The sequence below is a fragment of the Thalassomonas sp. RHCl1 genome (assembly GCF_947387555.1).
In the GTDB taxonomy this organism is placed as follows: Bacteria; Pseudomonadota; Gammaproteobacteria; order Enterobacterales; family Alteromonadaceae; genus Thalassomonas.
In genome coordinates, this window is record NZ_CANDNZ010000007.1 from 307,607 (window position 1) to 320,840 (window position 13,234).

General features: G+C 49.9%; 16 protein-coding genes. All 16 read left to right on the top strand.

Annotation, left to right across the window (positions count from 1 at the left end; all coding sequences use genetic code 11):
• Window positions 1–50: 50 nt before the first annotated feature.
• The 16 genes from QL234_RS20355 to mreD all read left to right on the top strand — a co-directional run bounded on the left by QL234_RS20355 (window position 51) and on the right by mreD (window position 13,230).
• On the top strand, window positions 51–950 hold the full coding sequence (locus QL234_RS20355) for an AAA family ATPase (protein WP_281559610.1): 900 nt from the start codon (window positions 51–53) through the stop codon (window positions 948–950).
• Window positions 947–2,158 carry a tetratricopeptide repeat protein gene (locus tag QL234_RS20360; RefSeq protein WP_281559611.1) on the top strand — a complete coding sequence of 404 codons (1,212 nt, stop codon included), beginning with the start codon at window positions 947–949 and terminating at the stop codon, window positions 2,156–2,158. Before QL234_RS20355 ends, QL234_RS20360 begins: the two co-directional genes overlap by 4 nt.
• 2 nt (window positions 2,159–2,160) lie before the next feature.
• Window positions 2,161–2,289 (top strand): hypothetical protein, encoded by a 129-nt coding sequence (locus QL234_RS20365; protein WP_281559612.1) that lies wholly within the window; start codon window positions 2,161–2,163, stop codon window positions 2,287–2,289.
• Window positions 2,290–2,291: 2 nt separating this feature from the next.
• Window positions 2,292–4,004, top strand: a complete 1,713-nt coding sequence (locus tag QL234_RS20370) for a type II/IV secretion system protein (protein ID WP_281559613.1) — start codon at window positions 2,292–2,294, stop codon at window positions 4,002–4,004.
• Between the two features lie 9 nt (window positions 4,005–4,013).
• Window positions 4,014–5,246 (top strand): type II secretion system F family protein, encoded by a 1,233-nt coding sequence (locus QL234_RS20375; protein ID WP_281559614.1) that lies wholly within the window; start codon window positions 4,014–4,016, stop codon window positions 5,244–5,246.
• Window positions 5,246–5,830: a hypothetical protein gene (locus QL234_RS20380; RefSeq protein WP_281559615.1), complete on the top strand. Its 585-nt coding sequence runs from the start codon at window positions 5,246–5,248 to the stop codon at window positions 5,828–5,830. The genes QL234_RS20375 and QL234_RS20380 overlap by 1 nt, the downstream gene beginning before the upstream one ends.
• 181 nt (window positions 5,831–6,011) lie before the next feature.
• Window positions 6,012–6,617: a type II secretion system protein gene (locus QL234_RS20385; protein WP_044830520.1), complete on the top strand. Its 606-nt coding sequence runs from the start codon at window positions 6,012–6,014 to the stop codon at window positions 6,615–6,617.
• Window positions 6,618–6,643: 26 nt separating this feature from the next.
• Window positions 6,644–7,141: a type II secretion system protein gene (locus QL234_RS20390; protein WP_281559616.1), complete on the top strand. Its 498-nt coding sequence runs from the start codon at window positions 6,644–6,646 to the stop codon at window positions 7,139–7,141.
• 28 nt (window positions 7,142–7,169) lie between these two features.
• The gene (locus tag QL234_RS20395) at window positions 7,170–7,655 is read left to right on the top strand and encodes a type II secretion system protein (RefSeq protein WP_281559617.1); all 486 of its coding nucleotides are present in this window, start codon (window positions 7,170–7,172) and stop codon (window positions 7,653–7,655) included.
• Complete coding sequence (locus tag QL234_RS20400) at window positions 7,645–8,211, top strand: prepilin-type N-terminal cleavage/methylation domain-containing protein (RefSeq protein ID WP_281559618.1); 567 nt, start codon at window positions 7,645–7,647, stop codon at window positions 8,209–8,211. Before QL234_RS20395 ends, QL234_RS20400 begins: the two co-directional genes overlap by 11 nt.
• Window positions 8,211–9,110, top strand: coding sequence for a type II secretion system protein (locus tag QL234_RS20405; RefSeq protein WP_281559619.1), 900 nt, complete (start codon window positions 8,211–8,213; stop codon window positions 9,108–9,110). The genes QL234_RS20400 and QL234_RS20405 overlap by 1 nt, the downstream gene beginning before the upstream one ends.
• Before the next feature lie 111 nt (window positions 9,111–9,221).
• Complete coding sequence (locus QL234_RS20410) at window positions 9,222–9,773, top strand: PEP-CTERM sorting domain-containing protein (protein WP_281559620.1); 552 nt, start codon at window positions 9,222–9,224, stop codon at window positions 9,771–9,773.
• A gap of 158 nt (window positions 9,774–9,931) precedes the next feature.
• The gene (locus QL234_RS20415; RefSeq protein ID WP_281559621.1) at window positions 9,932–10,417 is read left to right on the top strand and encodes an MSHA biogenesis protein MshP; all 486 of its coding nucleotides are present in this window, start codon (window positions 9,932–9,934) and stop codon (window positions 10,415–10,417) included.
• Between the two features lie 349 nt (window positions 10,418–10,766).
• On the top strand, window positions 10,767–11,810 hold the full coding sequence (locus tag QL234_RS20420; protein ID WP_044830513.1) for a rod shape-determining protein: 1,044 nt from the start codon (window positions 10,767–10,769) through the stop codon (window positions 11,808–11,810).
• A gap of 42 nt (window positions 11,811–11,852) precedes the next feature.
• Window positions 11,853–12,764 (top strand): rod shape-determining protein MreC, encoded by a 912-nt coding sequence (gene mreC, locus QL234_RS20425; RefSeq protein WP_281559622.1) that lies wholly within the window; start codon window positions 11,853–11,855, stop codon window positions 12,762–12,764.
• Window positions 12,751–13,230: a rod shape-determining protein MreD gene (mreD, locus tag QL234_RS20430; protein WP_044830512.1), complete on the top strand. Its 480-nt coding sequence runs from the start codon at window positions 12,751–12,753 to the stop codon at window positions 13,228–13,230. The genes mreC and mreD overlap by 14 nt, the downstream gene beginning before the upstream one ends.
• Window positions 13,231–13,234: the final 4 nt, after the last annotated feature.

A 13,234-nucleotide genomic window follows, 5' to 3' on the forward strand; every position in this document is an offset into this window, starting at 1 on the left:
CGTGTTGGTGCGGGCAGTTAGAGCTGTTGGGGCAATAATCAGGGGGAGTTATGTATCTTTATCATTTTGGCTTAACTGAGCTGCCTTTCACCTTAACCCCGAATACCAGCTTTTATCTGGGGTTGCAGCCTCATAATGAAGCATTGGCGGTGCTGTTGACCGCTTTGAAAACCGGTGAAGGTTTTATCAAGCTGGTGGGAGAAGTCGGCACCGGCAAAACCTTGTTATGCCGCAAGCTGCTGAATGAGTTGCCCGAACATTTTGTGACTGCCTATATTCCCAACCCTTATTTGAAGCCGGATGAATTGCGCCGGGCGGTGGCGGTAGAGTTGGGGGTAAAACAGGCACAGCGGATGTCGGTGCAATTGTTGACCCAACGTATTCAGGAGCGCTTGCTGGAGCTGCACCGGCAGGGACATTCTGTGGTGCTGATTTTAGATGAGGCCCAGGCACTGCCGTCGGAAAGCCTGGAAGCACTGCGTTTGTTTACTAATTTGGAGACCGAAAGCCGAAAACTATTGCAGGTGGTATTGTTCGCCCAGCCGGAATTGGATCAGCGTCTTGGTGAAGCGCATTTTCGCCAGCTTAGACAAAGGATCACTTTCTCCTATCGCTTAAGAGCCATGGATGCGACCGAGGTGGAGCAGTATATCCAGCACAGGTTAACCGTAGCGGGTTATAAAGGGGCGGAGTTATTTCCCGCCGCCCTTAGCCGGAAAATTGCCCGGGTTAGCCAAGGCATTCCGCGCCTGGTAAATGTTTTATGCCATAAGATGCTGATGCTGGGGTATGGGCAGGGCTCTTATCAGTTAACCGGTAAACAGCTGCAGGCGGCAATCAAGGATACTGAATCGGTTGACAGCAGCAACCGTGCTTATTTGATGGTGGCAAGTGTTTCGGTGCTAGCGGCGTTGTTTTTAGGTTATTTTATTTTTGGAGCAGGCGCTTGAGTGTTATCAATCAGATGTTAAATGATTTACAGCAAAGGGAGCGGCAAAAGCAAGGGCAAGATCAGCAGGCATCGGCGGCGCTCACTGCTTCTGCCGTTGTCGCGGCTAAGGTGCCCTCAAGTTCCAGAAATTCAGTGCTGGCGGTGTTACTGACCCTGATAAGTTGTGGTGTTGTTTTTTTTCTTTGGCAATTGTCTAATGAAAACCAGCTGTTAAAGCAAACTTTGGCGCAACAAGTGCCCGTCACTTCGCAAGAGTTGACAAGCGCAAAGCCTTCAGCATCTAAAGAGCCTTCGGTTGCTGAGGAGAGTTTAAAAAGTGCAGAGCCGTTAGCCTCCAGGGAGTTATCAGCCAAGCAAGACTCTTCAGGTACTAAAGCAGCACTGAAAGCGATTAATTCTTCGGCTGAGGAAACCATGCTAACGCAAGCACAAGCTGTAGTTGCTAAGGCAGGTTTGACAGAAGAACTTCCTTTGGCTGCAAAGCAAGCTTTAGTGCAGGTGGAGTCTTCAACGGGGCAAGAGCCTTCAGCCAAGCAAGAGCCTTTAGCCAGTCAAAAGCCTGCCGTCAAAACAGCAGGACTTGAGCCTGAACTTAAAGCAGAGCCCCCCAGGCTGGCAATATCCCGCAAAAAAGTCAGTGCCGATGAGCTGGTGAGGCAAAAGTGGCTACAGGCGGAGCAGGCCATTAACAGCAAGCAGCTGGCGCTGGCGGAAGAATTACTTGAAGATATTCTGCTGCTTCAGCCCGGCCACGAGCAAGGGCGTAAACAATTGGCGGCGCTGTGGTTCGGCCGCCAGGCATATCAGGCGGCGATCAACGTCCTGGCACAGGGCATCAGCCTGGCGCCGGATAATCAGGAATTTCGCCTGATGCAGGCAAAAATTTACCTGTCTCGGGGCCTTAAAGAAAAAGCCTACCAGGTGTTGCAGGTTTTAGCCGCAGCAGAAAATAACGATTACCTGGCGGCACTGGCCAATGCCGCCCAGCAAACCGGGCGTTATCAGCAGGCCAGCGAACTTTATCTGCAGTTAACCCGGTCACAGCCGACGCTTAGCCGTTGGTGGCTGGGACTTGGCGTTGCCCATGACAGTAACAGCCGCTTTGACCAGGCCATCAGTGCCTATCGTTATGCGCTGGAAACAGGGAATTTATCCATGAGCTCCTCACAGTTTGCCCGGCAACGTTTGCAGCAGCTGGGAGGTTAACCATGTTTGATATCCGTAAAGTGAAAGCCGCTGGCGGCGAGCTGCTGAACATGGTAAAGCCGCTTGTTGTTAAACAGCCGGCTAAATTCTCCCTCGGGTTTATACCCGTTTTATCATCAGGAGCTTGTTAGTTATGGTGGCACCTAAATTAAAGATGCGGCTGGGGGACCTTTTGGTCCATGAGCATATCATTACCAATGAGCAGTTGATGCAGGCGCTTAGCAGCCAGAAAACTTCCGGAAGAAAACTTGGGGATACCCTGATAGAACTGGGGCATATCGGTGAACGTCAGTTGCTGGAGTTTTTGGCGCAACAATTGGGGGTGCCTTTTCTCGATATCAGTCAGCGTAATATCCCGGGAAATGTCGCGGCGCTGCTGCCTGAGGTGCATGCCCGGCGGTTAAGGGCGCTGGTGATTGAAGATCAGGGAGATTCGGTATTGCTTGGTATGAGCGATCCGGCGGATCTTAATGCCCTGGATCAGCTGGAAGTGATGCTCTCTCCCAAGGCGCTTAACCTGGCGGTGGTCATGGAGTCGCAGATATTTGAAGCCTTTGACGGCTTATACCGGCGTACCGCGGATATTGAATCTTTTGCCAGCCAGCTGGAAGAAGAATACGATCAAACCACAGAGTTTGATCTCACCACCACCTTTGATGACGGCGGTGATGCCACCGTCGGCAAGTTGCTGCAGTCCGTGTTTGAAGATGCCATTCAAATGCGTGCTTCGGATATTCATATTGAACCGGATGAAAACCTGTTGCGCATCCGTCAACGTATCGACGGGGTTTTGCAGGAAAATGTGTTAAAGGAAAACAAAATAGCCTCGGCCATGGTACTGAGGTTAAAGCTGATGGCCGGATTGGATATTTCGGAGAAGCGCCTGCCCCAGGATGGCCGTTTTAACCTGAGAACCAAAGGCCACAGCATAGATGTGCGTATGTCGACCATGCCGGTGCAGCATGGCGAGTCTGTGGTCATGCGGCTACTGGACCAGTCTGCCGGTTTGCTCTCTTTTGATGAAACCGGTATGCCGGAAGAACTTATTACCCGGTTAAGGAACCAGATCAGCCGTCCCCATGGTATGGTGCTGGTGACCGGGCCAACCGGGAGCGGAAAAACTACCACTTTATATGCGGCCTTAAGCGAATTGAACCTGGCCAGTAAAAAGATCATTACCGTGGAAGATCCGGTGGAATATCAGCTGCCGCGTGTCAACCAGGTACAGATCAACGCTAAGATTGACCTGGACTTTTCCAGCGTCCTGCGTACCGCCTTACGTCAGGATCCCGATATTTTGATGGTGGGGGAAATGCGGGATCAGGAAACCGTGGAAATCGGCTTGCGGGGCGCGTTAACCGGACACATGGTGTTATCCACCTTACATACCAACGACGCCATCACCAGTGCTATTCGCCTGATTGATATGGGGGCGGCGGGCTTTTTGGTGGGCAGCTCGCTTAGGGCGATTATCGCCCAGCGCCTGGTACGAAGGTTATGTACCAAGTGTGCCACCGATTATGAGGTGGAAAGTCAGGACATGTTATGGTTACAGCACCTGGTGGGGAACCGGGCGGAGCAGGCACACTTTAAACGCGGCCTGGGATGCCAGTCTTGCCACTATACCGGTTATAAAGGCCGTATCGGGGTGTTTGAGTTACTGGAAATGAATGAACCTATGATGGCGGCGCTTAAACGGGACGACGCCGAAAGTTTTACCCGGCTGGCCAAAGAGCATCCCGGGTTTAAACCCCTGGCCGTATCGGCATTTGATTATGCCAATGCCGGTATCACCAGTGTCGAAGAAGTCTTGCGCCTGGTAGAAACCGTGAATGTGACAGGATAATTAACCCCTATGGCGGCATTTCAATATACAGGTCGGGATAATAAAGGCGCACAGGTCAAAGGCCAGTTGGAAGCGGCGAATGCGGCAGCGGTGGCCGAGCAGCTGGCGCGCCAGCAAATTATCGTGACCGGGATAGAGCCTGCGAAAACCGCCGGCGCCAGCCTTGCCCAGCTGGATATCCGGGAAGCGCTGGGGTTTTCCCTGGTTTCTTTAGATGATCTGATTGTTTTTTGCCGGCAAATGTATGCCCTGATGCGCTCGGGCGTGCCTATCCTCAGGGCCATTCACGGTTTATCCGAGTCGAGCAATTCCCCCAGGCTGCGCCTGGCGCTGGCTGATGTTGCCAGCCAGCTTGAAGGGGGCTTTGCCTTGTCGTCTGCCATGAATCAGCATGCCAAACTCTTCTCTCCTTTAGTGGTTTCCATTATCCATGTCGGGGAAAATACCGGTAACCTGGATGAAGCCTTTCTTAAGCTGGCCAGTTATTTCCAACGGGAGCTGGAAACGAGAAAACGGATTAAGACCGCGCTGCGTTATCCCAGCTTTGTGCTGGTGGCGCTGACGGCGGCCATGGTGGTGCTCAATATCTGGGTGATCCCGACCTTTGCCGATATGTTTGCCAAATTGGGCAGTGATTTGCCCTGGGCGACCAAGGTGTTGATCACTAGCTCTAACTTTTTTGTCAATTACTGGCCCTATATGCTGGTGCTGGCTATTTTTGGCTTTTTCGGCAGCCGTTATTATGTCAGGACGCCTGCGGGGCGTTACCAGTGGGATAAGTTTAAAACCCGGCTGCCTATCGTCGGCGGTATTATTGAAAGGTCGATTTTATCACGCTTCTCCCACAGCTTTGCCATTGTGCTGCGGGCGGGGGTTGCCATGACCTCGGGCTTGAGTCTGGTGGCGGATGCGGTGGATAACAGTTATATGCAGGAAAAAATCCTCACCATGCGCAGCGGTATTGAAAGCGGCGAAAGTTTACTGCGCTCTGCCGTGGCCAGTGAGTTATTTACCTCCCTGGTATTGCAGATGATAGCCGTGGGTGAGGAAACCGGCCGGGTAGACGAGCTTCTGGCAGAAGTGGGCGATTACTACGAGCGGGAAGTGGATTACGAACTCAGTACCCTGACCGCACGTATTGAGCCGGTATTGTTGATCCTGGTGGCGGGCATGGTATTGATGCTGGCGTTGGGTATATTTACCCCGATGTGGGATATGGCTTCTGCCTTCCAGGGAAAATAATGTCTCGGCAGCAGCAGGTTGAAAAGCGGGAAAGGTCTCTGATAGAAACCTTGATGGTGATCTTGCTGGTGGTCGTGTTGATGGCCAGTTTTATTTATTATTATTTTAAGCATCAGGCGGGGGTCAGCTCGGTAGGTTTTAATGCCCTGAGCCATAGTTTTAGTGCAAAGCTGACATCGGTACATGCCCAGTGGCTGATGGAAGGAAAACCCGCTTCGCTGGTGCTGCTTACTTCACTGGCGGGAGAAGGAGTCCAAGCGAGGCAACAGCAAAGGGTAGCACTTAATGCTTATGGCTGGGTAGATGCGCCGCCGGGGGGCAAGAAAAATTTATCCCGCTGTGATCTTATCTGGCAGCAGGTAATGGATATGCCTATGATGTTTTTAAAATCTCCGGTGAGTTCACTAGAACTGATAAGGCCGGTTTCGCTGCCGGAAAAGGATAAGCCAAGGGAGCCGGTAAGACCGTCATCAAGGGAACAATATCGCCAACACCCTGGCAGCATCTGCCGTTATAGCCTGTTGTCGGGAGAGTATTTTCAATACCATTTGTTTAACGGCACGGTAGAAACCAGCGCAGGTTAAAATGACGGTTTGGGATGAAAACGGTAAAAATCAGGCGAAAAATAACCGGAAGACAGGCAAAAATTTAGCAAAATAAATACAATGGGCAACACTAAGTAAGTGACTTGATTAGTATTTCATTGATAGAATCAAATGAGATTGCTTAAGAAGGCGACATTAGGACGACAAGCAAGAGGTCGATATGAAAAAACAATCGGGATTTACCCTTATTGAATTGGTTATCGTCGTAGTGATTTTGGGGTTGTTGGCGGTGACGGCGATCCCTAAGTTTCTTGACCTGACCAGCCAGGCGCAACAGGCCAATATCGAGGGCATGGCGGGCGGTTTTGCCACCGGCGTTTCCCTGATCCGCGCCCAGTGGGAGGCGGAAGGACGCCCCAGTAATGCCTCGGATCAAAATAGCGTGGTTTATGACGGCACCGAAATGTTTTTAACCTTTGAAGGGACCGGCATACGTCCCGGTTATGTGACTGGCTTGTCGGATAACGGCAATACTCTGGCAGGGCTGGGAGCCGATGATTGTGTCGATATCTGGGAAAATATCCTGCAGCAACCGCCTAAGGTGACCGATACCCTGGCCACCTTAAACGGTGACGATACTATCGATTATCTGGTCAGTAAATCCGGCACCGGGGCAGACAGCCTGTGCCATTATTATTTAGAGCAAACCCTGGCCCATGACGGCGACGGCAATGCCACAGATCCCGGCAATGCCACAACTGTGGGAAATAGTTTTACCTATCAGCCTGCCAACAGCTCTGTGATTGTTTATATCAATACCAATTAATTTTTGAGTACTAGTAAGGACATAAAATGAAACGTTTACAAAAGCAAGCGGGTTTTACCCTGATAGAGTTAGTGGTGGTTATCGTTATTTTGGGGATTTTGGCAGTAACCGCGGCGCCTAAATTTGTTGATTTGACCGGCGATGCCAATGGCGCCACCTTGCAGGGGGTGAAAGCTGCGGTGGAAACCGCCACTACAGGAGTGCATGCCAAGTCGTTGATTGCCGGTAACCATACGGCATTAAAGGCGACCAACCCCACAGTTACCGTTGCCGGCGCTACTATCGAAATCGGCAGCGGCTGGCACAATGCCACCGTAGATAATTTTAATGATTTGCTGGATATAGAATTTGGCGCCAACGAACAGTTTAATAGCGCTGTCGACGACGATTCCTTTTTTATCTATATTAGCGGCGATACCGTCCCTACTGAGGCGGCACCGGGAAATTGCCGGGTACAATATACCGAAAGTACCAATCCAAATGTTAAGCCCGTTATTGACATTGATGTTACCGGATGCAGTTAAGCGGTAATTAAATACCTCGCTTTTTGTTATGCCGGGCCGTATTTCAGGTTTCACCCTCATCGAATCTGTTACCGTCATTATCCTGCTTGGGGTTTTGGCGGTCTCGGTTCTGCCGAGGTTTTCCGGTACCCGGGATTATGAAATTTATGCCTATCGTAGCCAGTTGATAGCCGCGCTGAGATTGACCCAGCAAAGGGCGATGCAGCAAACCAACAGTACTTTATGCCACCAAATTGTTATACAAGACAGTCGTTATGGTATTCCGGATCGTACCGATTGTAATGTCACTAACTTTCCCGCCGACTGGCAGCCGGACTTAACCGGCGCCGATGTGGATAGCAAACATAACATCAGCTTTGATATCAACGGCAATGCCAATCCCGGCATTATCCGTTTTGACGGTATGGGAGTGCCGTTGAATAATTGCAGTGGTGGCTGCATCTTAAATATTACCGGTGAATATGAAGTGCTGACTGTGTTGATTGCCGAGCAGGGGTATATCCGTGCCGGTTAATTTTCCCCCGGGAAGCAAGCGTCTTAGTGCCAGCAAAAATACCGGTTTTACCCTGATAGAAGTGATTATCGGTATCGTGGTATTGGCGATATCCTTTTCGGTGATCATGCGGGTGATCATTCCGACAGAGCAGCACAGCGCCGATCAAATCCATCAGGTAAAAGCTGCGGAATTGGCCCAGAGTTTGTTGGCAGAAATCACCGGACGGGCTTTTGATCAAAATTCCGATATGGTGGGCGGAGTGGTGCGCTGTGATGATGCCAGTGCGACAGTGATAACTTGTACCGATGAAGCAAACTTTGGCACCGAAGCTGGCGAAAACGAACGTAGCCTGTTTAATGATGTTGATGATTATCATGGTTATAGCGCCAGGGTAAATGCCAGCGGTGATAATTTAGATACCAGTTATAATACCTTCACCCTAAACGTTGCCGTATCTTATCAGGGCAGTGAACTTGGCCTGGGTAATGACCGGCTGGCTAAACGCATTATGATCACCGTTACTACGCCGTTGGGGACGGCCATGACCTTTACCGGCTATAAGGCGAACTTCTAATGTCTTATTGTCTAAGGTTGCATGTGCTGCGATGTCGCCCTTCAAAACCAAGTAATGGCTTTACCCTGATTGAGTTTGTTATCGTCATTATCTTGCTGGGGATCATGGCGGCGGGCATCGGCGGTTTTGTCACCCTGTCGACACAAACCTTTGTTAATGTCAGCGAACGTGATGAGCTCCTGGCCAGTGCCCGTTTTGCCATTGAGCGCTTAAACCGGGAAGTAAGCAATGCTGTGCCGAACAGCATACGCATAAAAACCGACAGCGATACTAATCAGCAATGCCTGGAGTATATACCGGTTAAAGCCAGCACCACCTATACCCGTATACCTGAACTTGGCTCTTCGGGATTAACCATGGACGTGATTCCAATTAAAACTAGCACCGGTGAATTTTTTGAATGTGGTATTTTTTGCCCATCTGCGATCACGGTTTACCCGCTTGACAGCTCTGAGGTTTATATCGATGTCAATAATAATCCCTTGCCGACTTCAGGGCAGACGGCTGGGATTAAAGAGTTGGATATTCCCTCCCCTGAAGACAGTGATTTATGGGTGGTAACCCTAAAAGGTGACGAGCCGCCTGGTTTTACTTTTACCCGGACATCTCCGACTCAGCGGGCTTATATTTTTGATGACCCTGTCGCTTATTGTGTCGATAATAATCGTTTATTACGTTATGAAGGTCACGGTATCAGCCAAAATCAGGACTTGGTCCCGCCGACTCCCTCGGTGCTTATGGCAGAAAATATAGTGGATATCGATGCCGGGGATTTGCCTTTCTCCCTTGAAGCGCCGACCTTGCAGCGTAATGCTTTGGTGAAACTCAAGCTCACTTTTGAGCGTGATGATGAACAAATTGTTTTTGATCATGCCATTCATCTAAAAAATGTGCGATAATGCCGGAAAATTAACCGTTTAGCTTAATAGAAATGCTATAAATGGCACCGGGAATACCGGTGAGGCGAAGCGGGTGGTTTTTAGGTCTTACTTCATTAGACGGATGTAATAATGATGAAATCAATAATAAATATTTTGCTGCTGATATCTCTTTTTGCGGTTAACACCGCCCGGGCCAGCCTGATCACATCAGACTTGTCCGCAGATGCTTATATTGCTTATCAGGGTATGGACTGGGCCTGGGCTTCCCCGGATAACATACAGTTTCAGGGCTGCAGCGGTCCTGCTGATCCTGAAAACTATTTAACAAATGTTTATGATAATGCTGCTGATGTCTGCAGCAACCAGTTAATGGCGCCTGAATTTCACGAAAACTGGCGTTATGCCACGGCGAGCGAACTGGATATGCTGCTGAACGAGATAGGGCTATCGGCTTTTGTCGCCAGCAACGGCAGTTTAATTCAGGCATCAGCCTATTGGAATACCGCCTATACCACGGTGGATTACCGTAACTTTTTATCCGGTTATGTTGCCAGTGAATGGGGCTCGACCGGTTATGAAACTTTTTATGTACGTGACCATGAAATTGTGGTGCCGGAGCCGTCAAGCTTATTGCTGTTTGCTGTTATGATGTGCCTGCTGGCATTCAGGCTCAGGGCATAATAACTTGTTTTCTTTAAACCCGCGTTAGCGGGTTTTTTGTTTCACTTTGCTGCATAAGGCGGGGGCATAGCGTGCGTTTAAAAAGTTGCTTTGTCGGGTGATAACGGCTATTAATAGCTGTTATCAAAAGCTTTTTATTTATTTTTACGCTAATGTCAATGCTGCGATTTAAAGTAAAACTGGTGCAGGCTCGCCACTTTTCAGCCCAGCGGGGCAGTGCCCTGATGCTGGCGCTGTTTGTGCTGACGGTATTATTGCTGTTGGGGGCGGCCCTGATGCGAACCTTGTCCAGCAGCAGTGAAACTATTGTTCAGGAAGTTTTGGGCACCCGGGCGCTGGCGGCGGCCAATTCCGGAATGCAGGCGCATTTACTGTTATTGTTTCCGCATGATGCCAATGAGGATAGTTGTCCGGCAAATGCCACTTATGATTTTGACGGTATCGCAGGATTAGATCATTGCAGTGCAACCGTCACCTGTACCGCCTTATATACGGATGGAACTCACCTTAACCGCAAAGGATTTTCTGTCGCTTATTTTTCCCTGGAAAGCACCGGCAACTGCGGTACAGGCGTGATGGCACAAGACAGTAAAAATATTGTCTTAAGTAGCCGCAGGGTGCAGGTGGAAGCAAAAACCCCCTAATACTTGTTGATGGCTGCGGATAATTTTTTATTAGCCGCTTTTGGCTCATTTTGTCCGGGCTGGCTGAGTTTTTACTTTAAAAGCTTGTTTTTACCCTATGGCGAATTTATCGGCAATAATCCCCTGAAAATCAATCTTATTTTATTCCTCTGCGCCGATCTGAAAAAAAAATGCACTTTTTTACATTTATTTTGAAAACATACAACACATGACCTAAATACTGGGGTATGATTGACGGATCTAAAAACAATATGCTTTTATCCGGCATTTCGCGGTAATTGTCCGGTGAAAGCTCAGAAAAAGTAGTTCCTATTGCGAACCTGCGACATTTAAAGGACATTTTGTAGTTATGTTTAAAAAATTACGCGGCATGTTTTCCAACGATTTATCTATTGATTTGGGAACTGCAAATACACTGATATATGTAAAAGAGCAGGGGATAGTACTGAATGAACCTTCGGTGGTGGCGATTCGCCAGGACCGTTCAGGAGGTTCGAAAAGTGTTGCTGCCGTCGGTATTGCAGCAAAACAAATGCTTGGTCGTACCCCGGGAAATATTGAAGCCATCCGCCCGATGAAAGACGGTGTGATCGCAAACTTTTTTGTCACCGAAAAGATGCTGCAACACTTTATCAAGCAAGTGCACAGCAATAACTTTTTACGCCCCAGTCCGCGGGTTTTGGTTTGTGTTCCTTGCGGTTCTACCCAGGTGGAACGCCGCGCCATTCGTGAATCGGCTTTAGGTGCCGGGGCACGTGAAGTTTACCTGATTGACGAACCTATGGCGGCAGCTATCGGTGCCGGTATGCCGGTATCTGAAGCCACCGGCTCTATGGTGGTCGATATCGGTGGTGGTACTACCGAAGTCGGCATTATCTCCCTTAACGGTGTGGTGTATTCTTCTTCGGTGCGCATCGGCGGCGATAAGTTCGATGAAGCCATTATCAACTACGTGCGCCGTAATTTCGGCAGCCTGATTGGTGAAGCCACTGCCGAGCGTATCAAGCATGAAATCGGCTCCGCCTACCCGGGCGAAGAGCTGATTGAAATCGAAGTGCGCGGCCGTAACCTGGCAGAAGGTGTACCGCGCAGCTTTACCTTAAACAGCAATGAAATTCTTGAAGCGCTGCAGGAGCCGTTAACCGGTATCGTCAGTGCCATTATGGTAGCGCTGGAGCAGTCACCGCCTGAGCTGGCATCGGATATTTCCGAGCGCGGCATGGTGTTAACCGGCGGTGGTGCTTTATTAAAAGATCTCGACCGTTTATTGATGGAAGAAACCGGTATCCCTGTGGTTGTTGCAGAAGATCCATTAACTTGTGTTGCCCGTGGCGGCGGCAAGGCACTGGAAATGATCGACATGCACGGCGGTGATCTTTTCTCTTACGAATAATGATGAGTGCGCCTGGCCTTTGGCCGGGCGCAGCCTGCTCAGATGAATCCAATATTTAAACACGGCCCCTCCCCACAGCACAGACTGGTTTTTGTGCTGCTGTTGTCCGTGCTGCTGATTTTCCTTGATCATAAAGCCAACAGTTTTGACGGTGTCCGCGGTTACCTGCAATCCCTGGTGAGCCCGCTGCAATATATTGCCAATGCCCCCAAGCAGATGATGACCTGGGCCGCTGAAAACCTGGTGACCCGTAAGCATTTGATGGAAGAGAACCAGCAGCTTAAGGTCAATGAATTACGTTTGCATGAAGAGTTGATGCAGCTTGATATCATCAAGCAGGAAAACGAGCGCTTGCGCTCTTTACTGGCATCGCCGCTGCGCTCTGAAGTCAGGAAAATGGTGGCGGAAATCCTTTCTGTTGACAGCGACCCCTATACCCACCAGATAGTGATCAATAAAGGCGCCAATGACGGAGTCTTTGAAGGTCAGCCTGTGCTTGACGAGCAGGGGATCGTTGGGCAAATCCAGCATGTCGGTACCACCAGCAGCCGGGTGATATTAATTACCGATGTCACCCATGGGGTGCCGGTGCGCATCAGCCGTAACGGTATCCGTTTAATTGCTTCCGGCAGCGGCCAGATAGACAGGCTTACCCATAACCATGTCTCCCACAGCGCCGATATTCGCAGCGGCGATTTATTGGTGACTTCCGGCTTGGGGGGCAAATACCCCGAGGGCTATCCGGTATCCCGGGTGACCATAGTCACCCAGGACGAGTCCCGTCCTTTTGCCCAGGTATTTAGCCAGCCGGTGGCACAGATCGACCGGTTAAGGTATCTGCTTTTGCTCTGGCCGGAAAAGCCCAGCAGTATTTTTTCTTCAAAGTCAGGAGCTGAAGCCGCTTCGAAAGCTAAAAGCAATAACAGCAAAGGGGATAGCAATGCTGCTCAATAACGGCATCATTATTTTGTTTAGCTTATTGATCGCCCTGATGGCGACGATTATGCCGATGCCGCTGAGTCTGGATGCCTTCAGGCCAGACTGGGTGCTGGTGGTGCTGTTATATTGGTGCCTGGCTTTGCCTAACCGGGTGAATGTTATCACCGCCTGGGTGATGGGCTTTCTGATGGATGTACTCTTGGGCTCAGTGCTCGGGGTACATGCCGCGGCCATGGCCTTATCTGTTTACATTATCGCGGTGAATTTTCAAAAGATCCGCAACTTTTCCGTGTGGCAGCAGGCGTTAATCGTCGGGGTGTCAGCGGCTTTATATCATTTGCTGGTGTTCTGGCTGCAAAGGTTTCTTACCGATATTGTTTTTCTGCCCAGCTACCTCTACCCGGTCTTTACCACTATTGTGCTCTGGCCCTGGGCCTTTTTACTGCTGCGCAAAGTACGTCGTCACTTTAAAATAAAATAAGGAA